Genomic DNA, 21,695 nt, shown 5'->3' with positions numbered 1-21,695 from the left:
AAAGATCCAATTTACATATATTTGTAGATTCAAATACGGAGTGCAACAGATGCGTTTTTAGCTAAAAACTCATAAGGCGTTAAATATCTTAACGCTTTTCTAGGTTGATTACGTTCTTTGAATTAGCCCAATCAATTAATTTCTGACTGATATATTCGGGATCATTATCATATCGAATCGCTGCAGGCTTTCCTCTCCACTCAATAACTCTCTCTAAGGATCGAATCACTTTTTCTGTCGGTAAACTAAAATCAATATCCACACAAAGACCTTCCCGATAAACCCTTAAAACTCGCTTATGATTCCATTGGAACTTTTGAATATTTCTCAAATAATCAAAACATAAACCAAACCCCAACGCTTATGAGCTTAGCAACCAAGTTTCAATGAGTTTGTTTTCTGACGTAGCTTTGGCCTGATAGTGAAAAGCTGTTTTGCTAATTCCAAATATCTCACAAACCAAACGAATGGAGATATCTTGAGTCTTGCATTCTCCGCTTTTAGCTCTTTTAGCCGAGTAATCATCGATGCATCCATGCCACCATATTTTGAACGCCACTTATAAAATGTCGCCGAACTAATCCCATACTCTCGACATAAATCAGTCACTTTCACGCCTGATTCATTCTGCTTTAAGATCGACATGATTTGTGTGTCTGTGAATTTTGATTTTTTCATAGTTAATTTCTCCTAAGATAAATAATATGAGAAAATTCTACTTATAGTCGGTATTATTTTTAGGGGATTACAAGCCAACTTAATGGTGGTAAGTTTGGTGGTAAAGCGAGTTGAGCAGTCTTTCTGAAATTTTTGCATTCTTAATAAAGCAGATTCACGGCGGGAGGGAATGTTTGCAAGTCCAGCACAACCGCGCGCCCGCGGGAGAGCGATTCTCAATCTCTCGGCAATGAATCAGATCCCGGCATTCAAGATATTTCTCGGCACTCAAGATGCCAAACCTGCCGGCGCGGGATAGCTGGAAGAACGAGGTCATTCGCTCCGGCGATGAGATTAATTTTCTTAGTGATTCACCTTTTTATCTAATCGCTAATATTGGCTTGTAATAGATACCTTATCTTAGGGATAGTTCCTTTTAAAATGTGGAAAAATTATCTATTTCTAGAAGCATAATAAGTTTTCTTAGACCTAAATAATACTTAATGTTTCTAGAGATGCGTAGGTAGAAACAGTCATATTAATGTATAATTCGTCTTTTATTTGTTTTTACAAAGATGATACTTAAATGAAAGATGTTTTTTTGAATTTACTGCCAGATTTTTCATCGTTATTCCAGTTGCATGAAGATGGTTTAACAGCGCTTTTTATCTTAATTTTATTCGCTATATGTGTTTATTGTTGTAGCTATATCTTTGTAAAGAAAAGAAGCAGTATTCATAAAATTAATAGTTTAGTACAGTTATTTCAAAAGTATAAGGATCAAGATGTTTATCTACAAAAATATGAGTTTGAGCAAGATATTTCTGCTATTAGAGATCTAAAAACAGGGGAGTTGGCCAAAGATTATAAGGATACTTTAATTTTTAATTCTCAAGATGAAAAAGTCTATAGTAGTATCGATTCAGAATATTATTTTAATACTGAGACGTTAGCCTCTGCAATTACACATAATCGGTTACTATCTTCTATTCCTAGTTTATTGGTGGCTGCCGGTGTATTAGGAACGTTTGTGGGTCTTGTTACAGGGCTTCGCGGGCTAGATATTCATAGTGATGAAATTGAGGTATTAAAAAGTGGTATAGGTCAATTAGTTGCGGGAATCTCTTTTGCTTTTATGACTTCCATTTGGGGCGTTTTATTAAGCTTAATCTTAAATTTCGTTGAAAAATCCGTTGAGCGTAGCATTACGACAAAAATTGATAATCTGAATGGCTTAATACAAGAGATTTTCCCCGCGATTACTTCAGAGCAAAATTTGCAAAAAATTGCGAATAATACCGAAGAGAGTAAAGAGGCGTTGCAAGAGCTTCATGAGAAATTAGGCTCTACCATGCAAGAGGCCGTGAGAGGATTAAGTCAGGGATTAGAGGAAGCAATTACGGTCGCTCTTAACAATGTTATGAAGCCAGCGATTGACTCATTAATAACGACAACGCAAGATCATTCTACTGCAGCTTTAGAGGGACTTATTGATCGATTTACTGACGGCTTACATTCTGCGGGAAAGGCTCAAGAGATGCAATTAAGAGCTGCGGGAGATACTGTAAATCAGGCAGCACTTCAAATGGGAACAGAACTCAAATCATTCCTCGAAGTGCAACAACAACAAGCAACACAAATTTCAGAGCAAGAACAGGCGCGACAAGAGATTGTTAACCAGCAATTAGCGCAGATGCGCGAGCAATATGAATCTTTTTTACAATCGACTTCAGAATCTGAAAAAGCGCAACAAGAAGTTACCGCAAGATTATTATCTCAACATGAGGCTTTATTGACTCAACTTCAGAATGTAACAGAAACCATGCGGATAAATGGTCAACACCTCGATAATAGTAGTAATCAGCTAGGGCTATTATCAAATAATCTGAAACAGTTAGTGGATTCATTTAATGAAACCTTAGTTCATGTGGCCCAAAATGTCGAAAAAGCAAGTGAAAAGAATAATGAAGTTGCTACATTGCTTGATAGTCAGTTTGACGCATTAGCAGAAATCTCTATGTCATTAAAAGAGACCTGTAATGTTCTAGGGCGAAGCGCTGAGCTTGCTAATGATGGCTTTAAAAATTTAGAAGAGCATCAGACTAAATTTTTAGACGATCTTGGTAATGAATTTGCCGGCATAACAGATCTACTTGTGGGTGAAGTGGATAGGCTTAAAGAATCAGTACGCGAATCTTTGATCGACTACAATGAGCAGGTGACTAATCAAATAGCAGATCGATTCAAAGAGTGGAATACCCAGACGATTAGCTTTGCGAACAATATGAGTAAAATTGTCGCTACGATTGGTGATTTGGTGGATGAAATAGAAGTGAAATCTAAATATTCTGGCAAATTTTAAAAGGAAAAATAGGTTATGAGAAGAATTCCTTTTAAAAAAAATAAAAAGCGTGATGAGGAAAATCCTTATTGGATGTCTTTTTCTGACATGATGTCTGCGCTTTTGATGGTTTTTATTTTAGCTTCTATTGTTTTAATACTACAGTTAATGGAGCGACAAAAGGCTTTTGATAAACAGGTGCAAGAGTTTAATGAAGAGATCTTGCTATTAAAGAAAGCAGAAGAGGTTCGGAAAACGATCTTGATAGAGGTGGCTCAAGAATTAAAGCAAGAGGGCATCAATGTTGAGATTAGCGAGAATTATACTGTTTTACGGATTCCCAATGAATTACTAGGTTTTGATACCGGTGCCTATGAAATACTCCCGCGTTATGCCGATACAGCACAAAAAATAGGTGAAACCCTTTATCGAGTCATTAATAAAGAGGATCGTTTAGAGTATCTCGATACTATTTTTATAGAGGGGCATACCGATAAGCGTCCTCTTAGTGGATTGTCAGGTAAGGGGAATTGGGGGCTTTCAACATTTCGCTCAATATCATTATGGCAGTTTTGGAATCAGAAATTACCAGATAATATGGCATTAGATCGGATGCTGAATAAAGAGAATTCCCCATTGTTCTCTGTAAGTGGCTATGGCGAAACAAGACCTGTCATTATGGAGCAAATTACAGAAGAAGATTACAAGAAGAATCGGCGCATTGATATCCGCTTTACAATTAGGCGACCTGATAGTACTGATTATGAAGCGATTAAAGCAAAGCTGGGGGGATAGTATGAATCGACTCCCGAAAATTCGTTTTAATCTGCCAGAGTCTATTAATATTGAGGCATGGCAAAAGCTTAATGATGAATTAGAGACGATTGCTAATACGCTTAATAATACGGGGAAGAGTGTCAAATTAAAAATCGATCTACTGCGTGATTTGATAGATAAAGAGCGTTGGGATGAATTGGATGCAAAAATAGCGCAACGCTCTTTTGTCCGAGCTCTTTTTACCTTGTGGTCTGAATCAGAGGATTATCTGCAAAAAAGCATTACAATAGCGCGTTTAGAGCTGATAAGGGATCAACATCAGCATTTAACGACACTAGCGTTACAAACGTTGATCGGCCTTTATATTTATTATTATGATCGCTTAAATCAATATGTTTCTGAGGAAGAGAGAGGGCAACCTATTAATTTGTTTCAAAATATGATTCGTACTCAATTACGAAAGCGTTTTGAACACAGTAGAGATGATCAGATCAATCAACATCAGGATTTATTTCAGTTATACCGATCTTTTCACTATCTTTTTGATAAAAATGGAGTTGAAAATATTGTCCAAACCTCCGTGAAAGAGAATATTGCCTTACAAATATTACTAGAAGAGACCTCTATTTTTAAAATTGCACCTACCGGCCGTTATTACGATATTTGCTATCAACAATATTATTTGGAACAGTTAAAAGAAATCCCGTTAGGTCAATATCATAAGATTTTAACGGAACTGAGTGATGTAGAAGTCTATTCAACACCTCATTTATCTGGCCATACATTAGGATACGAGGCGATTTGTATTTTATTAGATCGTTCCGAAATGCCACCATCAGAAGAGTGGACAAACTGGATTATTAAGATTGCAGGAGATCCACGTTTAGGTCAAAAAACAGGTGCATCTTACCGCTATTGGAGTGTTTTGGGTGAAGCGCGTCGAGCGAAGGTTTTAGCGGCTTTAGCAGGGTTGGATCTGGGGCTCTTCTTAAAAGCAGTGGAAGCATATGGTGAAGAGCATCGTGATTCTGATTTATTACGAATGTTCCCTGCGCGTAAACGCTTTTTAGAGGGATTAATTCACTTAAAATTAGTGCGTAATGCTCGATTAATGATGGGTTCTACAGCAGAGCTGAGCATTAATAAATTTCTAGGAAAAGAGAGATTTAGCAAAACTCATATAAAGCTTGGTGATTTATCGCAACACTCCATTATCTATCTTGATTGTGGGGATTTCCATTTAATTGAGGGATCTCATAATTTTCGTTTATGGATTTATCTCAAGCGGCCTTCAGAAAGATTGATGAATTTTCATTTTAGAGGCCCATTAAATAGAGGGGATCTATTAGAGGATGGAATAGTTAAAGAGTATCAAAAACAGAACCCCAATCTTCCTTATAAAGGTATCACTCATAACTCCACATGGATTGTAACTACATTAGACTTTTTAGTCGATCAAGGAATTTCTCTGGATGTTACCTGTTTAACGGATGATCCTAATATTATTCATCGATATAAATATATGATGATTGAGAAGTCAGGGAGAGTTCCTGCTAATAAACCCATGATGAATCCTGGCAGATCTTCACTATCTTCAACGAATAGTGTAACAGTCCTTTTCAATGATAAATCTCGATCACTATTAGATCGAGAACGTAAAGTATTATTTTATTTGTATGAGCATTCGGGTGCCTCTATTCAAATGATTGAACAAACATTGGGATTGAAAAATGTGCTGATGCTGATGAGAGGTGCTTTATCCCCTTATTGTGAGAATTGGCATACGGACAGACAATCTTATTGGAGGCTGAATGCCACTGGTAAGGCATTGGTTGAGCAAATGAAAAAAGAGGGATAGTGTATGGCAACATTGTTAGATCGGATCAAAAAAATTTTTACAGGCAAAGATGATCCTCAAATCTTAACCACTTTCACACAGCGGCATTACTTTGAGTCATATCCCGTTAGTGATGGATTCGTTTTTAAACTTCCTCTACCAGAAATAGAGAAGTTACGGAATGGGGAACACTTAGGTGCAAAAACGCTCCAATTCTCTCTTTTAGAGATGCTTGCAGAAGAGGGATTAGCCGAAGTTACTGAAGATGGATTTTTGTTGCCCACTCAGACGGTAGGAATGTTAGTGGATGCGGAGAGATTAGATGTAGATAATGTGACCCATGAACTCTATCCTTATCGAGGATTGACAGACATTTTACAATTGCCCAAGCCTTATTATGGGGAATATGCCGCCAAAATTCGTAGTAATAGTGCTCGCGAAAATTTTCATGTAGAGTTGCAAGCGATAATGAATGGTGGAAGTTACCCTATCCACTATATCTCAGGAAGTGCCGAATTACAGCTCTCTCGGAGGGATCGATTTTCGATTGGTTGTGCTGAGATCGAGGCTTTAGAAGCTTGGACTCGTCATAAGAACCTGCATGAGTCGGAAAGAACAGAGAGTGAAAATCTTCGTCTACTTACTTACCTTCATGAAGCTAAAAATATGGGAATGCCGTTGGATTTAGGGCATTTAACAAACTTCACATTTAAGCGGCCTAAAAAAGTGGGGGTTTCCGTTACCCAGCATTCTCAAGGAGATTTATCGCTGATGCCGAATTGGGGCGATACTCATGATGTTGATGCCATAGAGCGCCGGTTACATCATTTAAGCGGTGTGAAAGATGAGGGCGTGCTTCGAATTGATAACGATGTGGTTCTTTTTGAGGGGAATGCTCTAAAGGCCGTTAGAAATATTATTGAAAATAATCGAATCCCCGCACATCAGGCCACGCAATTTTTTAAAACACCGAGTGCATTTTTAGATGGATCAATCGTTGATTTAGATAATGGCTTTTCAGCTCGTGTAGAAGGGATTGGAGTTTTAAAGCGTTTTGATTTTGGATTTGATGATTCTGAAAAAAATGATTGGTTTAATGTCAAAGGTCTCACTCTATCTTTTGGTGATATCAAGGGGCAGATTAGAGATGAAGAGTCACTAACGCAGGTGATTGATGCAATTGAAAAAGCGCAAAATGAGGGGTTAGACACTATACATTTTAATGACCATACTTATACGATTGATAACCCCGAAGAGATAGATACTACTATTAATCATATTAAAGCTCAGCTTGCTCAGGAAAACGCTGAAGCTCAATCTTTTGAGCAGGGTAAGAGTAGTACTATTTTAGAGGAATACGATACGCAGCAGTATGGTGTAATAGTCAAGGATGTTTATGAACAGAATCAAGCATTGCTACAAAGGGCCGCAGAAGCATTAGGCAAATCTGTAGACATTCATTGGCGAGAATATAAAAGATCCCCTTATCCGCATCAAAAAGAGGGGGTTGAGTGGATAGTTGGCTTATTACAGCAAGCAATAAAAGAAAATCCTGATGATTTAACGCGTGTACGAGGGGCTTTATTAGCGGATGATATGGGACTTGGTAAAACGTATATGTCATTGATTGCTATGGCAGAATATTACCGCATGCAAAAGCAACGAGGCGCGATTGAAAAACCGATATTAGTCGTTGCCCCTTTGAGTTTATTAGAGAATTGGGAAGAAGAGGTTGCGAAAACGTATCATCATTCGATTTTTGAAGATCTTGTTATTTTACAAACTCACCGTGATTTAAATACATTTCGTATTCATGGTTTAGCGCAGGAATCTAAGCAGTTAAAGACATTATCATCAGGTGATTTGATAAATCTTGAGTCAAAGATACGGTATGCGTTAAAAATTGGGAAAGAGCATGGGCGTGCACGCTTAGATAGGGATCGGCGTCTAGTATTAACAACTTATGATACACTTCGAAATTATCAGCTTTCACTCTGTAGTATTGATTGGGGCATGGTTATTTTTGATGAAGCACAGCATATTAAAAATGCTAATTCTTTACAGACTCAAGCCGCTAAAGCACTGAAGAGTGATTTTAATTTACTCGTTACAGGCACGCCGATTGAAAATAACTTAGCAGAATTCTGGTGTTTGATGGATACAGCTCAACCGGGTCTGTTAGGAGACTACCGTTATTTTAAAGAATCTTGGGTTGATCGTCTCAATGCAGAGAATGATGAGGATGCAACATCATTAAGAGAATCAGTCGGGCGGGATCTGCGTAGTGCAACCGGTGCTTTTATGTTGCGTAGAACAAAAGAGGATGAGTTGGAAAATCTTCCCGTGAAGCGAATTTTTAGTGGCACAAAATCTTTTATAGAGGGCGTTGAGTTTCTCCCCTCATTATCAGAAGAGATGGTTGGAGAGCAGTTATCTCTTTATGATGAGACATTAAAGCATTATCATTCATCCAAAAACGCACCGAATAATCAGCATGCACTTGCGACATTATGGCGACTAAGACAGATCTCTTTACATCCAGAACTTGTAAAATCTTCTAATCCTCATGCCATTTTAGAGAAGAGCCGAGGCCAAGAGGATCAATATTTAGAAGCATCGGGTAAGTTAAAAGCATTGACTTCGATCTTGAATAAGATTGCCGAGAAACAGGAGAAAGTGATTATCTTCTGTATTACAAAGAGCTATCAACTGTTTTTAAAACAGTGGTTAGAAGCCATTTCAGGTTTAAACATCGCTATTATTAATGGAGATACTAAGGCTGTGAGTAGTGGTGCGAATACGGAGACGAGAAAGTCTTTAATTAAAGCATTCGAAGCAGTTAATGGATTTAATATTATTATCATGTCACCGGTAGCCGCAGGGACGGGATTAACTGTCGTTGGCGCGAATCATGTTATTCACCTAGAGCGTCACTGGAATCCTGCTAAAGAAGCGCAAGCAACCGACCGAGTTTATCGAATTGGACAAGAGAAACCTGTTTCGGTCTATCTGCCAACCCTTACTCATCCAGATAAAATATCATTTGATGAGCATTTAGATGGATTGCTCCAACGAAAAATGTTAATTAAGGACGCCGTTGTGGTACCTGAGGTAGTGACTGAAACGGAATTTATGAAGAATTTCTTTAATTAAAGGTAAAGGGGATATTATCCATTTTACTGATTGTTGTGGGGAGCGATTCTCAATCTTTCGGCAATGAACCAGATCCCAGCATTCAAGATATTTTTCGGCACTCAAGATGCCACAACTGCCGGCGCGGGATTGATGGAAGAACGAGGTCATTCTACCGGCGGTGGGATAAATCCCCTTATAAAACATCTATAGTTATGAAGAAAATGTCTGTTTTTAGATGTAGTAAAAATATTAAAAAGTTTTATTTTTAATATCGTAAATAATAGTGTACTAACATATTTCTTTGGAATTCGGTTACAATTATCCCAATTTATTTAAAAATATATTATATAGTTTATGGCCGAATCCTATGGGATTAATCTGTGAGGTGCTCAAATGTTTAAGTCGTTTGATAATAAGAATATGTTGGTAGGTGATGATCTACGAGAAGAGTTACGCACGGGATCACGACTTAAGATTGCAGCATCCTGCTTCTCTATCTATGCTTATGAGGCGTTAAAGAAGGAGCTTGCTGATATTGAGGAATTGCAGTTTCTCTTTACCTCTCCAACATTTGTGGCCGAGCGGGATCTTGAAGGGGGCGGGAAGAAGGCGAAGCGGGAATTTTATATCCCGAAACTTGGGCGGGAGCGGAGCCTGTATGGTACGGAATTTGAGATTGCGCTCAAGAATCAATTAAGCCAAAAAGCGATTGCCAAAGAGTGTGCCGATTGGATTCGGAAAAAGGTGAAATTTAAATCGATCACATCCGCGCAGTTTATTCAACCTTTTATCTACCTTGATAATCAGGCTGAATCTTATGCCTATACGCCTGTGTCCGGTTTTACAACTTCCGATTTGGGGTTTCAATATAGTGATGCTATTAGCTTTATTACTCGTGCACAGGGCGCCGGCTTTACCGAGCAGTTTTTAACCACGTTCAGGCAACTCTGGGCAGATCCCGAGAAATCCACCGAGGTGACCGAGACGATCTGCCAACATATTGAATCAGTCTATGAGGAGAACTCACCGGAGCGGATCTACTTTATTATTCTCTATAATATCTTCCATGAATATCTACAAGAGATTGATGAGGGCTTTCTGCCGGATGAGAAGACCGGATTTACCAAAACGGTGATCTGGAGTAAGCTCTACGATTTTCAGCGGGATGCGGTGAAGAGTATTATTAATAAACTCGATACTTATAATGGCTGTATCTTAGCCGATAGCGTGGGGTTGGGGAAAACTTTTACGGCGCTGGCGGTGATTAAATATTACGAACTGCGTAATGCTCGAGTTTTAGTCCTCTGTCCTAAGCGCTTAGCGGCGAACTGGCAGGAATTTAATCAAAATTTAATTACGAATCCCATTAGTGAAGATCGGCTCCACTATACGATTTTAGCCCATACTGATCTTGATCGTACCGGGGGTGAATCTTTTGGGATTCAGTTAGATCGCTTTAATTGGGGGAATTATGATCTTGTTGTGATCGATGAATCTCATAATTTCCGCAATAATGAGGCGAATAGAGAGCGGGAAACCCGTTATCAGAAATTGATGCGCAAAGTGATTCAAGATGGCGTGGATACCAAAGTCTTGATGCTCTCTGCAACGCCGGTGAATAATCGATTTACGGATCTGCGTAATCAGTTAGCGCTCGCTTATGAGGGTAAATCGGAGCAACTTCGAGAGAAGCTCAATATTGATAAAGGGATTGAAACGATCTTCAGTCAAGCGCAAGCCGCCTTTAATCGCTGGAGTCAATTGCCAACGGCAGAGCGAACAGCCGATACCATTCAAGGGATGCTCGATAATGATTTCTTCCTACTACTCGATAGCGTCACTATTGCTCGTTCTCGGAAGCAGATTCAGAAATATTACGATATCTCTAAAATTGGTGCATTCCCAAAACGCCGTAAACCGCTCGCTTTCCGCGCACCTATCTCCACTGAATCTAATTGGCTCAATTTTGAAGAGATCTTCGAGATTCTCTCCTCCTTGCAATTGAGTATCTATCGTCCCTTAGCCTTTGTTTTTCCTAGTCGTTTGAAGAAATATGAAGCGATTTTCGATTCTGCTGTAGATGGTAAAGGAACTCTCAAACAGCTCGATCGTGAGAATGCATTAGTCGGATTGATGACCACAAATCTACTCAAACGGCTAGAGAGTTCGGTGCACTCTTTCCGCTTAACGTTGCAATCTTTAAAAGCGAAACACGATGCCACCTTAGCGACACTTCAGGCTTTTCGGGAGCGCTTTAGTAGCCGTAGTTCTAGCGATGCAACCATCGCAATTGAGGATTTTGCCGGCGTTGAGGAGGATGAGATTCTACCCGGTAGCGAGGAGGTATTCTTAGTAGGGAAAGGGGCGCAGATTAGCCTTGATGATATGGATATCGATAGTTGGGAACAGGAGCTCTCCGGGGATTTGGAGCAGATCCATATTTTGCTCAATTTCCTTAAAGATGTCACGCCGGAGAAAGATGCCAAGTTGCAACATCTCTTAGCGCATATTCGCCATAAAATCGAGAATCCCATTAATCCCGGCAATCACAAAATTCTGATCTTTAGCGCCTTTGCCGATACTGCTGAGTATCTCTATCAGCATATTTCCGAATTAGTACTTCGGGAATTTAATCGTCATTCTGCCTTGATTACCGGCGGAAGTAATAAGCCGGAGACCACGTTAAAACTCAATCGTCAAAAGTTAGGTTTACAAGAGGTACTCACTTTCTTTTCGCCGAAGTCGAAGGGAAAAGCGCTTATCTATCCCGATATTGATGCAGAGATTGACCTTATTGTGGCCACTGATTGTATCTCAGAGGGGCAGAATTTACAGGATTGTGATTATCTGATTAATTACGATATCCATTGGAATCCGGTGCGCATTATTCAGCGTTTTGGCCGAATTGATCGAATTGGTTCGCAAAATAGCGAAATTCAACTGGTTAATTATTGGCCCGATCTTAATTTGGATGAGTATATTAATCTTAAAGATCGCGTGGAAGGGCGGATGGTGATTACCGATATGGCTGCAACCGCCGATGATAATTTGCTGGGAAATAATAAGCATAATGTGGATTACCGGGAGGAGCAGCTCAAGCGAATGCAGGATGAAGTGGTGGATCTAGAGGATGTGAAAGCCGGCGTTTCTATTATGGATCTAGGGCTTAATGAGTATCGAATGGATCTTCATCAGTTGATCGAAAAATATGGTGAGCCGAGTAATACACCGTTAGGGTTACATGCTGTCGTGCCAACCCATTTAGAGATCGGGATTCGCCCAGGTATTATCTTTGCGCTAAAGAATATCAATTCTCCTAGTGATATGGATCGTAAAAATCGAATTCATCCTTATTACCTAGTTTATATCAGCAATGATGGAGAGTTGATTCTCGATCAATTTAAGGTGAAAGAGATCTTTGATATTTTGCGTCTAAGCTGTAATGGTATTGATCAACCCATTCTTGAAGTTTGTGATATCTTCAATCGCAGAACGCAAGATGGGCGAGATATGGAGTACTGCTCTTCGCTGTTAAGTCAAAGTATTCGCAGTATGGTGGAGATTAATGAAGAAGCCGATATCGAGAGCCTCTTCACAATGGGAAGTACCACCGCACTTGAAAACAGAGCGAAAGGTTTAGATGATTTTGAATTATTAGCCTTCATCGTGATTCAAGAAGCGTAGTATTCCCCAGTATTCAAGATACTTCCCGGCGCGAAAGCGCCTCAACTGCCGGCGCGGGATTGTCGGAAGAACGAGATCATTTTACCGGCGGTGGGATAAATCCTCTTATCTCTCGGCACTCAAGATGCCAAGCCTGCTGGCGCGGGATTGCCGGAAGAACGAGATCATTCGCTCCGGCGATGAGATAAATCTTCTTATGAAATATCTATAACTATAAAGATAGTATCTATTTTTTATATGTGGGAAAAAGATTAGAAATTTTTTCATTCTTATCAAAAGCTCATTCACGGCGGGAGGGAATGTTTGCAAGTCCAGCACAATCGCGCGCCCGCGGGAGAGCGATTCTCAATCTCTCGGCAATAAATCAGATCCCGGCATTCAAGATATTTCACAACGCGAGAGCGCCCAATTGCCGGCGCGGGATTGCCGGAAGAACGAGGTCATTCGCTCCGGCGATGCGGTCAATCTTCTTATTTCAGACAATAAAAAAGCCTTCATTATGAAGGCTTTCTTTTTATCTTAATCCCTTTTCAAACATGATCCCGACGTGATAAGTCGAAAGCTGTCAAGGAGAATTGGGAGTCTTAATCCCTTTTCAAACAGGGCATGATCCCGACGATGAGTCCTACTACCAAGAGGTAGAGGATACCTTGTCTTAATCCCTTTTCAAACAGGGCATGATCCCGACAAAACACGTAAAACGTTGCCTATGGGAATATGAGTCTTAATCCCTTTTCAAACAGGGCATGATCCCGACAACTCACGAAAGTAACATTGAAGATGTATCTGTTGTCTTAATCCCTTTTCAAACAGGGCATGATCCCGACACTATAGAAACCCTTGATTATATGAAAGGAGGTCGTCTTAATCCCTTTTCAAACAGGGCATGATCCCGACTATTAACTCTACTCTCAATGTAGTATCTAAGTGTCTTAATCCCTTTTCAAACAGGGCATGATCCCGACCGCTGCTGATACAGTAACTGGCGGTGTTATCACGTCTTAATCCCTTTTCAAACAGGGCATGATCCCGACGGAGGTTCACAATGGCTACATTCAAAACAACAGCGTCTTAATCCCTTTTCAAACAGGGCATGATCCCGACGAATTGGCGCAACAAAGATCACGTAGAGAACAAGTCTTAATCCCTTTTCAAACAGGGCATGATCCCGACTGCCACGTTGGCTCGATACCTGTGTGTGTTCGGTCTTAATCCCTTTTCAAACAGGGCATGATCCCGACCGCACCATTAAAATTTTATCTTTAATATCAACAGGTTACAACACCTGTTTTCAATCTTTACAAATTCACAATAGATGACATTGAATAACATATAATCACCGTTGTTTGTATGGATTTATCAAAAATAACATTTTAGTATCTGATCGTCGAGATTAGGGATCTTTAAAGTGTGTATTATAGCAATATTAACGGAAATTACTAAGGTTTCTGTGGATCTTATCAAAAGCTCATTCCATGCGGGAGGGAATAATCGCGCAACCAGCACAACCGCGCGCCCGCGGGAGAGAGATTCTCAATCTCTCGGCAATGAATCAGATCCCGGCATTTAAGATATTTCCCGGCGCGAAAGCGCCCAACTGCCGGCGCGGGATTGCCGGAAGAACGAGGTCATTTGCTCCGGCGGTGGGATCAATTCTTAAATTAGATGAACGGGTTTAGGTACTCCACGTTATTTATAAATATCTTTTCGATGTCCAATATTAATGACTTCAATTGTAATGGCCTTATCTGAAATATTACAGAGCAAGCGATAATCTCCTACTCTATAGCGCCAATCAGCTAATCCACCTTTGATCTCTTTTCCTTTCATTCTAGGATCGGCACAGCCTATTAAGTTTTTTTCAATCCAATTTAAAATAAATTGCGCCTGAGTTCTATCGATCCTTTTCAAAGATTTCACCGCTTTTGCGGTATAGATAACTTGGTACATTTATATCTTTAAGATTTTTTTAACTTCATCATGGGTATAGGTTTCGGGATGTTTTTCATTGTAAGCCATCGCTTCTTTGAGCAGTTTTAAATCGAGCTCATCTTCCATTTTTTCAATCACGCTACTTTTAAATAAGGATGACAAACTTTGACCATGAAAAGCGGCATATTCTTTAAAAATCCGCTCTTCTTCTTTATTTAATCTAACACTGACTACTGTCATAATGATTCCTCCAATACTAATTGTATTACATTGTAGTGCGATTGAATATTAAAGACAATGGAGAAAAAGAAGTCGGTGCCTAAGGAATTATAAAACCCTCTTAGAACCTCACTATAACCATAAAGATAGCACCCACTTTTGAGATGTGGGAAAAAGATTAGAAATTTTTCATTCTTATCAAAAGCTCATTCACGGCGGGAGGGAATGTTTGCAAGTCCAGCACAACCGCGCGCCCGCGGGGGAGCAGTTTCTCAACTTCTCAAACAACCCCGGCACTCAAGATGCCAAGCCTGCCGGCGCGGGATTGCCGGAAGGACGAGGTCATTCGCTCCGGCGGTGAGATAAATCCTCTTATGAAATATCTATAACTATAAAGGTAGTATCTATTTTTTATATGTGGGAAAAAGATTAGAAATTTTTTCATTCTTATCAAAAGCTCATTCACGGCGGGAGGGAATGTTTGCAAGTCCAGAACAAGCGCATGCCCGCGGGAGAGCAGTTTCTCAACTTCTCAAATAACCCCGGCACTCAAGATGCCAAGCCTGCCGGCGCGGGATTGCCGGAAGAACGAGGTCATTCGCTCCGGCGGTGGGATAAATCCTCTTATTTCAGACAATAAAAAAGCCTTCATATGAAGGCTTTCTCTTTATCTTAATCCCTTTTCAAACAGGGCATGATCCCGACACTGTAAATGCAGGTCTTACAACTATCTCTACCGTCTTAATCCCTTTTCAAACAGGGCATGATCCCGACTAATCTAATGTTAGGGATGACCACAAACAACCCTAAGTCTTAATCCCTTTTCAAACATGATCCCGACTCTTGAAATGAACCCAATAAAAGATTTGATTGGTCTTAATCCCTTTTCAAACAGGGCATGATCCCGACAACTTAAAACAACTCTCTAAAGCAACTATCGCGTCTTAATCCCTTTTCAAACAGGGCGTGACTATGAGTCATTATAGCAATATTAACGGAAATTACTAAGGTTTCTGTGGATCTTATCAAAAGTTCATTCCAGGCGGTGAAATAAACCCTCTTAGAATCTCACTATAACCATAAAGATAGTAGCCACTTTTGAGATGTGGGAAAATTATTTTAAATTCAGTTAAAATTATGACAATTTATTAAAAAATAGATTATATCGCCTATGCCCGAATCTTTGGGGATCAATTTGAGGGGAGTTCAGATGTTTAATCAGAGTAGGGTAAAAGTGGTAGATCATTTTAAATTATTCATGTGCATTGTGATGCCAAAGGAGTAGCAGATGGCCTATTTTCAATATCCTACAGATGCGCTCTATCAGAAGCCTTTAACCAAAGAAGCGTTACTGAAACATCTGACATTAACGCCGGAACTCAAGCGAGCGCTGACTGATGAGATTCAGAAGATTGTTTGGCTCTATAAATTAGCGCCGAGCACAACTCGGTTAGAGGCGGGCGAGCGTGTTCCTGAATTTCAGATATTTCAGATCACGCTTAAAGGCGAAACCCTTAATCCCGAGCTATTAAAAGCGATCGATACAGCGATTCCGCAGATTACAATTTTTGAGATCATCACGCCGAAAGAGTGCTATGTAACTGCCACCCATAAACGGTTAGATGCGACAAAGAAAAAAATTATTCAGGATTCCCCCTATTTCCAGAGTCCCTACTATCCTTTAGATAAGGAACGAAAACCGTTGCCCACCGCCATTACTTTAGAGCATCTTTATGAGGCGATTCTCAAATCCCTAATGCCGGCGGAGATTGTGCCGGAGGCGGAAGTTCCGATTGAGGTGCTTCTCACGCAGGCGGAAGAACGCCGGAAGTTAGAGGCGGAGATTGCCAAGCTCAATAAGCAGATTCGCAATGAGAAACAATTTAAGAAGCGGGTGGCGCTTAATGAACAATTAAAGCAGTTAAAAACGCAATTAAATGAATTAAAATCGGTAAATAAAATTGTTTGATAAGTAAATAAGATTACACAAAAAGTAAATAACCGTTAGACATAAATAATTAATTAACTCATAATATTTGATTTTTAATAATAACTTGAAAATCTATTGATAATTATGAATAAGTTGAAAATGATGTCTGCGGACTTAACGGCGCACAATATCGATAAAATTGCCGAGCTGTTCCCGATGTGTGTCACAGAAGTGAAAGATGCCGAGGGCAATATTACTCGCGCTATTGATTTTGATCTCTTAAAGCAGGAGCTCTCCGCTTCACTCGTAGAAGGTCCCGTAGAACGTTATCAGCTCGATTGGCCCGGCAAACGGGAATCGCTCCTAGCCGCCAATGCGCCCATTGCCAAAACCTTGCGCCCAGCGCCAAAAGAGAGTGTGGACTTTGAGGCCACAGAGAATCTCTTTATCGAAGGCGATAATCTCGAAGCCCTGAAATTACTGCAAGAATCGTATCTCGGTAAGTTTAAGTTGATTTACGCAGATCCGCCCTATAATACTGGCAACGACATTCTTTATAAAAATAACTTCCACGAGACTGCTAAAGAGCACTATCTATCCACCGGGCAGATTGATGCAGAGGGAAATCGCTATGTGACTAATTATAGTAGTAATGGGTTATTTCATAGTAATTGGCTAAATATGATCTACCCTAGATTGCGATTAACGAGAAATTTATTACAGGAAGATGGTTTTCTATGTTTAGCAATCGATCATAACGAATTGGCAAATTTTATTTCCATTATTGATGAAATATATGGAGAGCAAAATAGAGTTGGGATTATTTCTGTTGTGCATAAACCTGAGGGTAGAAATCAGGCGAAGTTCTTTGGGCCGAGCAATGAATTTATGTTGGTCTATGCAAAGAATATTGAACAAGCGAAGTTACGTAAAGTAGTATTAGATGCAGAGCTTGCAAAAGAGTATCAATTTAGTGATGAAAAGGGTCTCTATAAACGAAAGAACTTTATTCGATTGTCCGATGGCAAATACTCCCTAAGGGAGAATAAACCTTCCTTCTTTTATCCTATTTATGTAAATCGAACGAATTTAGTTATCTCAATGGGTGATGGAGAAGGTTTTGAGCCGATATATCCTATTACTCAATCAGGACAAGAACGCACGTGGAAAACAACACCAGAGACGTTCTGGCAACGTTACGAACAAAATGATATTGAGGCTGTAATTGAAGATGGGAAGATTATTATTTATGAAAAATTACGGGAAGATCAAGTAATTAAAACTCATTGGATTGATAAGAAATATCATGGATATCATTATGGCACGAAATTATTAGATCAACTATTAGGTGCAAAAACCTTTGATTTTCCTAAGTCGCTCTATTTGATTAAGGATATTCTTAAGCTGATGACAGATACTAATGATTTCATCCTCGACTTCTTCGCCGGCTCTTCTACAACTGCCCACGCCGTAATGCAACTCAATGCTGAAGATGGCGGGAATCGCAAATTTATTATGGTGCAATTGCCGGAAGCCACCGATGAGAAGTCGGAAGCTTATAAAGCCGGTTATCAAACGATTGCCGAAATCTCCAAAGAGCGCATTCGCCGCGCCGGTAAGCAGATTTTAGAATCGGAGAATATTCACGAGGATTGGAATCGGGATATCGGTTTCCGGGTCTTTAAAGTGGATAGTAGCAATATGAAAGAGGTTTACTATCATCCTGCCGAGTTATCGCAAGCGGATCTCCTTGAACAGGTGGATAATGTGAAGGCAGATCGCACGCCGGAAGATCTCCTCTTCCAAGTGATGCTTGATTGGGGCTTGGAACTCTCACTGCCGATTGCCACTGAAGAGATTGAGGGGAAAAAGGTCTTCTTTGTGGCGGGTGATGCGCTGATTGCTTGCTTTGATGCCGGCATTACCGAAAGCCTTGTGCAAACCTTAGCGGCGAAAGAACCGCTGCGCCTGCTCTTTCGGGATAATCATTACCTTGATAATGATACGAAGATCAATGCCGAACAGTTAGTGAAGCAGATTGCGCCGAATACAGAATTGAAATCGATCTAGGAGGGCATTGTGAAGATTAAATTTAAACAATATCCCTATCAATTAGCCGCTGTGAATGCGGTGGTCGATTGCTTTGAAGGGCAACCTTTTAGTACCGGCGTGCAGTATCGCGTTGATCCCGGCACAACGGCAAAAGGGCAGACACAGACTATTCAGCAAGAGGGCGCGTATGATGCGGGGTTTAGAAATGCGCCGTTACAACTGAAAGGCCAAGAGATATTAGCTAATATTCAAAAAGTACAACAGCAACAATATCTCAAAATCTCTGATAAATTGATCTCAACACCGCAAGCGCCGGTGAATCTCGATATTGAGATGGAGACAGGAACGGGGAAGACCTATGTCTATATTCGGACCATTTTTGAGCTCAATCGGCGTTACGGTTGGAACAAATTTATTATTATGGTGCCGAGCATTGCGATTCGGGAAGGGGTCTATAAATCCTTTCAGATGACGAAAGATCACTTTCTCGAAGCGTACCATAAACAGGCGCGTTTCTTTATCTATAACTCTAGTCGTTTGAATGAAGTGGAGGCCTTTTCAACAGATGCCGGCATCAATGTGATGATTATGAATATCCAAGCCTTTAACTCAAAAGGGAAGGATAATCGCCGGATTTATGATGTGTTAGATAGCTTCCAATCTCGCCGGCCGATTGATGTGATTAAGGCGAATAACCCTATTCTAATCCTCGATGAACCCCAGAAGATGGAAGGAAAGCGCACAATGGAAGCGCTTGAGGAGTTTAATGCGTTAGCGATCCTCCGTTATTCAGCGACTCATAAGACAGAGAATAACCTCATTCATCGCTTAGATGCCGTCGATGCTTATAATCAAAAATTGGTAAAGCGGATCTCTGTGCGGGGCATTACCCTTAATACCAACGAGGGAACGCATGGCTATCTTTATCTTGAGGGCATTGATCTTTCGAGCAAAAAACCGCCGGTGGCGCGTTTGATGATGGAGGTGAAAAGCAGCAGTGGCAACATTTCCCGCGTTGTGCGCAAAGTGGAGAAAGGGGATAATCTCTACGCGCTCTCCGGCGAGATGGAGCAATATAAGAGCGGTTATTTGGTCACCGATATTGAAGTCACCCCTGATTATCAGCGACTCTCTTTTGAAAATGGTGTGCAGTTAAGCGTTGGCGAAGCTACCGGCGATGTTTCTGAAGAGGATATCCGCCGGATTCAGATTCGTGAGACGATTCGTGCCCATTTTGAGAAAGAGCCATATCTCTTCAAAAAAGGTATTAAAACTCTCTCCCTCTTCTTTATTGATGAGGTAGTGAAATATCGGGATTACGAGCGAGAGGATACCAAAGGGCTCTATGCGCGGATGTTTGAAGAGGAGTATCAGCAGATTCGCGATCAATATCTCTCGGAGTTAGCGCTCACTGAGGAGGATGAAGCCTATCACGATTACCTAAAGCAAGCGGTTGTCGAGTCGGTGCATAAAGGCTACTTCTCCATTGATAAGCAGAATCGCTTAGTCGATCCTAGCGGTAAAGGGGAATCGACTGATGCGAATGATTATGACCTGATTTTGAAAGATAAAGAGCGCCTACTCTCCTTTAACGAGCCGACTCGTTTTATCTTCTCCCACTCGGCACTGCGGGAAGGTTGGGATAATCCGAATGTTTTTACCCTCTGTACGCTCAAACATAGCGATAATACGATTTCCCGCCGGCAAGAGATTGGGCGCGGATTACGAATTTCAGTGAATCAGCAAGGGGAGCGTCAAGATGATCCGGCGATGGTTCACGATATTAATGTGCTAGATGTGGTGGCTAATGAATCCTACGAGAGTTTTGCATCGAGCCTACAAAGTGAGCTGTTAGAAGAGTTGAAAGATCGTCCGAGAACGGCGAGCGTCAGTTTCTTCAAAGATCGTAGAATAAAGACAGAAGATGGGACGGAACTACTCATTACCGAAGATTTAGCGGAAGATATTATGGGGTATCTGCGGGAGAATGATTATATTCATCCGGCAGATCGTACGATTAGCGATCACTATCAAGAAGCAAGGAAAAATGACGCGCTTGCACCGATCAGCGGCACGCTTGCCGGTAAGGAAGAGGAGATTGCGAAACTCGTGGATCAAATTTTAGATCCGAATATCGCCAAGAAGTTCTTAGAAGATAGTGCTAAAGCGCGGAAAAACCGGATCAAGCAACATAATCTTGAGCGCAAAGAGTTCCAAGCACTTTGGAATCGGATTAATCGTAAGGCGATCTATCAGGTCAAAATCGATACGGAAAGCTTGATTAACCACAGTGTGACAGCCATAGACCAGGAACTGCGCGTGCGAAAATTGGAATATGTGATTCAGCGGGGAATGCAAAATGCATCGATTTCTGATGACGATATTGCGAAGGGAAGTTTAATCCAGTCAGGAAAGGTGAAGCGGGAATCCTATCAGCACGAATATAGCGCGTCGGTGAAGTATGATCTTTTAGGGAAAATAGCGCAAAATACCTATTTAACCCGAGAGACGATTGCCACGATTCTATCGAGCATTGAGTCGGCGGTATTTGCCCAATTTGCGCAAAACCCTGAGGATTTTATTACGCAAGCCTCGCGGATTATCAATCAGCAAAAAGCGCGGATTATTATCAATCAGGTGACCTATAATCCATTAGAAGCGCGTTATGAAACCGCGCTCTTTACCGATGCACAGGTGAAAATTGATTCTAAAAGCGCCAATGGTCCACTTGAGAAACACGTTCTAGAATATGCGGTCACAGATTCCCAAGTGGAGAAAAATTTTATCGCCGAGCTTGAGAAGAATGAGGAAGTGGTTGTGTATGCTAAATTGCCAAGTGGCTTTAAAATCCCAACACCGGTGGGTGATTACAACCCCGATTGGGCGATCACTTTCAAAGAGGGGAGCGTAAAGTATATCTATTTTGTGGCAGAAACCAAGGGAACCACTTCCACCATGGAGATTCGTGGCGTAGAAGCGGCCAAAATCGAATGCGCCCGCCGTTTCTTCAATACGATCAATCCCGGTGACCCTTCGATCTCTTATGGGGTTGTCAAAGATTATGCCACAATGCTCGATATTCTTCGTAAATAAGCGCCATTGATAAGTCTCTAACATTAGAGGAAGGGATT

Annotated in this window: 13 protein-coding genes, 1 pseudogene and 1 CRISPR repeat array; of the genes and pseudogenes, 11 read left to right on the top strand and 3 right to left on the bottom strand. The window is 40.7% G+C overall.

The genetic code is table 11. From position 1 onward, the window contains the following. Nucleotides 1–109: 109 nt before the first annotated feature. Nucleotides 110–678: pseudogene (locus tag DC083_RS10275) on the bottom strand (transposase); the annotation flags it as partial. A gap of 169 nt (nucleotides 679–847) precedes the next feature. On the opposite strand from DC083_RS10275, the gene DC083_RS10330 reads away from it, so the two are divergent. The 7 genes from DC083_RS10330 (at nucleotide 848) to DC083_RS08945 (ending at nucleotide 14,110) form a co-directional block, all read left to right on the top strand. Then, nucleotides 848–976: a hypothetical protein gene (locus DC083_RS10330; protein WP_268248492.1), complete on the top strand. Its 129-nt coding sequence runs from the start codon at nucleotides 848–850 to the stop codon at nucleotides 974–976. A 267-nt stretch (nucleotides 977–1,243) separates the two neighbouring features. Then, complete coding sequence (gene zorA / locus DC083_RS08970; RefSeq protein ID WP_109189878.1) at nucleotides 1,244–3,019, top strand: anti-phage ZorAB system protein ZorA; 1,776 nt, start codon at nucleotides 1,244–1,246, stop codon at nucleotides 3,017–3,019. Nucleotides 3,020–3,034: 15 nt separating this feature from the next. Then, nucleotides 3,035–3,793 (top strand): OmpA/MotB family protein, encoded by a 759-nt coding sequence (locus DC083_RS08965; RefSeq protein WP_109189877.1) that lies wholly within the window; start codon nucleotides 3,035–3,037, stop codon nucleotides 3,791–3,793. Further along, entirely contained in the window at nucleotides 3,762–5,633 is a 1,872-nt protein-coding gene (locus tag DC083_RS10270; protein ID WP_109189876.1) for an EH signature domain-containing protein, read from the top strand. The genes DC083_RS08965 and DC083_RS10270 overlap by 32 nt, the downstream gene beginning before the upstream one ends. Nucleotides 5,634–5,636: 3 nt before the next feature. Continuing rightward, a complete protein-coding gene (locus DC083_RS08955; protein ID WP_109189875.1) occupies nucleotides 5,637–8,765 on the top strand; it encodes a DEAD/DEAH box helicase in 3,129 nt (1,042 codons plus the stop codon). A gap of 375 nt (nucleotides 8,766–9,140) precedes the next feature. Next, nucleotides 9,141–12,431, top strand: a complete 3,291-nt coding sequence (locus DC083_RS08950; protein ID WP_109189874.1) for a helicase-related protein — start codon at nucleotides 9,141–9,143, stop codon at nucleotides 12,429–12,431. Nucleotides 12,432–13,012: 581 nt separating this feature from the next. Beyond that, nucleotides 13,013–13,672: a CRISPR direct-repeat array (repeat unit 36 nt; unit sequence GTCTTAATCCCTTTTCAAACAGGGCATGATCCCGAC). A gap of 234 nt (nucleotides 13,673–13,906) precedes the next feature. Beyond that, a complete protein-coding gene (locus DC083_RS08945; RefSeq protein ID WP_109189873.1) occupies nucleotides 13,907–14,110 on the top strand; it encodes a hypothetical protein in 204 nt (67 codons plus the stop codon). Nucleotides 14,111–14,120: 10 nt separating this feature from the next. Here the strand turns inward: DC083_RS08945 and DC083_RS08940 are convergent, their stop codons facing one another. Both DC083_RS08940 and relB read right to left on the bottom strand, forming a co-directional pair. Further along, complete coding sequence (locus tag DC083_RS08940; protein WP_109189872.1) at nucleotides 14,121–14,381, bottom strand: type II toxin-antitoxin system RelE family toxin; 261 nt, start codon at nucleotides 14,379–14,381, stop codon at nucleotides 14,121–14,123. Further along, on the bottom strand, nucleotides 14,382–14,603 hold the full coding sequence (gene relB, locus DC083_RS08935; RefSeq protein ID WP_109189871.1) for a type II toxin-antitoxin system RelB family antitoxin: 222 nt from the start codon (nucleotides 14,601–14,603) through the stop codon (nucleotides 14,382–14,384). 460 nt (nucleotides 14,604–15,063) lie between these two features. On the opposite strand from relB, the gene DC083_RS10205 reads away from it, so the two are divergent. The 4 genes from DC083_RS10205 (at nucleotide 15,064) to DC083_RS08920 (ending at nucleotide 21,657) form a co-directional block, all read left to right on the top strand. Continuing rightward, nucleotides 15,064–15,222, top strand: coding sequence for a hypothetical protein (locus tag DC083_RS10205; protein ID WP_157954919.1), 159 nt, complete (start codon nucleotides 15,064–15,066; stop codon nucleotides 15,220–15,222). Between the two features lie 648 nt (nucleotides 15,223–15,870). Then, on the top strand, nucleotides 15,871–16,551 hold the full coding sequence (locus DC083_RS08930) for a DUF4391 domain-containing protein (RefSeq protein WP_109189870.1): 681 nt from the start codon (nucleotides 15,871–15,873) through the stop codon (nucleotides 16,549–16,551). A 105-nt stretch (nucleotides 16,552–16,656) separates the two neighbouring features. Further along, nucleotides 16,657–18,582 carry a site-specific DNA-methyltransferase gene (locus DC083_RS08925; protein WP_109189869.1) on the top strand — a complete coding sequence of 642 codons (1,926 nt, stop codon included), beginning with the start codon at nucleotides 16,657–16,659 and terminating at the stop codon, nucleotides 18,580–18,582. Nucleotides 18,583–18,591: 9 nt separating this feature from the next. Beyond that, nucleotides 18,592–21,657 (top strand): type III restriction-modification system endonuclease, encoded by a 3,066-nt coding sequence (locus DC083_RS08920; RefSeq protein WP_109189868.1) that lies wholly within the window; start codon nucleotides 18,592–18,594, stop codon nucleotides 21,655–21,657. The last annotated feature ends 38 nt before the right edge of the window (nucleotides 21,658–21,695 follow it).

This window comes from Ignatzschineria ureiclastica, assembly GCF_003121845.1.
In the GTDB taxonomy this organism is placed as follows: Bacteria; Pseudomonadota; Gammaproteobacteria; order Cardiobacteriales; family Wohlfahrtiimonadaceae; genus Ignatzschineria; species Ignatzschineria ureiclastica.
This window is presented reverse-complemented; position numbering and strand designations above follow the sequence as displayed.

Bases quoted from the DNA above. Each gene is read 5' to 3' on its own strand.
- DC083_RS10330 (WP_268248492.1), top strand. From the start codon at position 848: ATGTTTGCAAGTCCAGCACAACCGCGCGCCCGCGGGAGAGCGATTCTC.
- zorA (WP_109189878.1), top strand. From the start codon at position 1,244: ATGAAAGATGTTTTTTTGAATTTACTGCCAGATTTTTCATCGTTATTC.
- DC083_RS08965 (WP_109189877.1), top strand. From the start codon at position 3,035: ATGAGAAGAATTCCTTTTAAAAAAAATAAAAAGCGTGATGAGGAAAAT.
- DC083_RS10270 (WP_109189876.1), top strand. From the start codon at position 3,762: ATGAAGCGATTAAAGCAAAGCTGGGGGGATAGTATGAATCGACTCCCG.
- DC083_RS08955 (WP_109189875.1), top strand. From the start codon at position 5,637: ATGGCAACATTGTTAGATCGGATCAAAAAAATTTTTACAGGCAAAGAT.
- DC083_RS08950 (WP_109189874.1), top strand. From the start codon at position 9,141: ATGTTTAAGTCGTTTGATAATAAGAATATGTTGGTAGGTGATGATCTA.
- DC083_RS08945 (WP_109189873.1), top strand. From the start codon at position 13,907: ATGCGGGAGGGAATAATCGCGCAACCAGCACAACCGCGCGCCCGCGGG.
- DC083_RS08940 (WP_109189872.1), bottom strand. From the start codon at position 14,381: ATGTACCAAGTTATCTATACCGCAAAAGCGGTGAAATCTTTGAAAAGG.
- relB (WP_109189871.1), bottom strand. From the start codon at position 14,603: ATGACAGTAGTCAGTGTTAGATTAAATAAAGAAGAAGAGCGGATTTTT.
- DC083_RS08930 (WP_109189870.1), top strand. From the start codon at position 15,871: ATGGCCTATTTTCAATATCCTACAGATGCGCTCTATCAGAAGCCTTTA.
- DC083_RS08925 (WP_109189869.1), top strand. From the start codon at position 16,657: ATGAATAAGTTGAAAATGATGTCTGCGGACTTAACGGCGCACAATATC.